Here is a 1,960-nt window from a genome sequence, read left to right on the forward strand (position 1 = left end):
TCAGCTCGGACAGCGGGCCGTCCTGCCCGCCGAGTGCGGCGAGTACATGCATCGCGGCCAGCATCCCCGAGTCGGCGCCCCAGAAGTCGCGGAAGTAGTAGTGCGCCGAGTGCTCGCCGCCGAACACCGCACCGGTGTCGGCCATCTGCGCCTTGATGAAGCTGTGGCCCACGCGCGTACGGACGGCGACGCCGCCCTTGCGCTCGACGAGCTCGGGCACCGCGTGCGAGGTGATGAGGTTGTAGATGATCGTGGCACCGGGCTCCTTGGCCAGCTCACGCTCGGCGACGAGAGCCGTGATGGCCGACGGCGCGACCGGCTCGCCACGCTCGTCCACCACGAAGCAGCGGTCGGCGTCGCCGTCGAACGCCAGCCCGATGTCGGCGCCGCTCTCGCGGACCAGCGCCTGCAGGTCCACGAGGTTCGCCGGCTCGAGCGGGTTGGCCTCGTGGTTGGGGAAGTTGCCGTCCAGTTCGAAGTACAGCGGCACGATCTCCAGCGGCAGTCCGCCCAGGACCGCGGGGACGGTGTGGCCGCCCATGCCGTTGCCGGCGTCCACGGCCACCTTGAGCGGGCGGACGCCCGACAGGTCGACCAGGCCGCGCAGGTACTCGCCGTAGCCCGTCAGGACGTCACGCTCCGACGCGCTTCCGGCGGCGCCGTCGAACGCGGGGACGCCGTCGATCACCTCGTCGGCGATGACCTGCAGCCCGGACTCCTGGCCGACCGGCTTGGCGCCCGCGCGGCACAGCTTGATGCCGTTGTACTGCGCGGGGTTGTGGCTGGCGGTGAACATGGCGCCGGGGCAGTCCAGCAGGCCGGAGGCGTAGTAGAGCTGGTCGGTGGAGGCCAGACCGATGGTCACCACGTCTAGGCCCTGGGCGGTGACGCCCTCGGCGAATGCGGTCGACAGTGCCGGAGAGGAATCCCGCATGTCGTGCCCGACGACGACGGTGCCGGCGCCTTCGGACCGCATGAGTCGGGCGAACGCGCCGCCTACCTCGCGGACGAAGTCCTCGTCGATCTGCTCACCGACGATCCCTCGGACGTCGTAGGCCTTGATAACTGCTCGGACGGACTCGGCGCTGCGTGCCACGTGCTGCTCCAGGGGATGAGACGGGTGGATGTCACCCGCGAGACTACCTGTGCGGTTCCGGGGACGGACCCGCCTCATCGAGGAGGGGTCACCCGATTCCGGGCCCGTGCTCCTCGGTCCGGTCGAGGGGGCCGCCGGTCACCCGGTCGGAGGCTTCTGCGGAGTCCGGGACCACGCGAAGATGCGGGCGGCCCGTGGACGGCGCCGGCGCGTCCTCGGGGAACATCGGGCCCGGATCGGAGGCTCCGAGTCGGCGGAGATGCTCGGCGTCCACGAGCGCGGCTCCCGTGCGGCGACCACCGACGGGCCCTCCGGTGACGGCGTCGAGGATCGCGGTGAGGTCCGAGTCCTCGGCCGAGGTGTCGATGTCCGGGTGCCGGACCAGGTCCCACCCGCGCGGGGCGGTGATGCGCAGGGCGTGTGCGGCGCACAGGTCCCACGCGTGCGGTTCCTGCATCGCGGGGAGCGGGCCGACGACGGCGGTCGAGTCGGCGTAGACGTAGGTGAGCGTGGCGACCGCACGATTGGGGCATCCCGGGCGACAGCAGCGGCGATTCTCACTCACGAGATCCCAGCGTAGCCGCGTTCACGGTTGAAACAGGCGCCGACCCGCCCACAACTTCGCGACCGACATCTGCGTCCCGCCCGCGCCCCGCCCGCGACACGCCGAGCGGACGGGTGTGGACCGTTCCGGCCCACCCGGACCGGACGGCGCTATCCTCGCGCCATGACTCCCAGCGCCCATGTCCCCGGCAGGCCTCCGACCGGGACCGCGATCCCCGGCGCGGGCCAGACGGATGTGGCCGCGGGCAGCCGGATCGCGGTCCGCGAATTCCCCGGTGATCCCGGGCGCAGGCGCCCGCG

General features: G+C 72.1%; 2 protein-coding genes. Both read right to left on the reverse strand.

Annotated elements, in window-relative coordinates; genetic code table 11:
- On the reverse strand, nt 1–1,096 hold a 1,096-nt coding region (locus tag G6016_RS14765; protein WP_182633374.1), incomplete at its 3' end, for a phosphomannomutase/phosphoglucomutase.
- 88 nt (nt 1,097–1,184) lie between these two features.
- The gene (locus G6016_RS14770) at nt 1,185–1,661 is read right to left on the reverse strand and encodes a DUF3499 family protein (protein WP_182633375.1); all 477 of its coding nucleotides are present in this window, start codon (nt 1,659–1,661) and stop codon (nt 1,185–1,187) included.
- Nucleotides 1,662–1,960: the final 299 nt, after the last annotated feature.

The organism is Dietzia aerolata, assembly GCF_014144865.1.
In the GTDB taxonomy this organism is placed as follows: Bacteria; Actinomycetota; Actinomycetes; order Mycobacteriales; family Mycobacteriaceae; genus Dietzia; species Dietzia aerolata.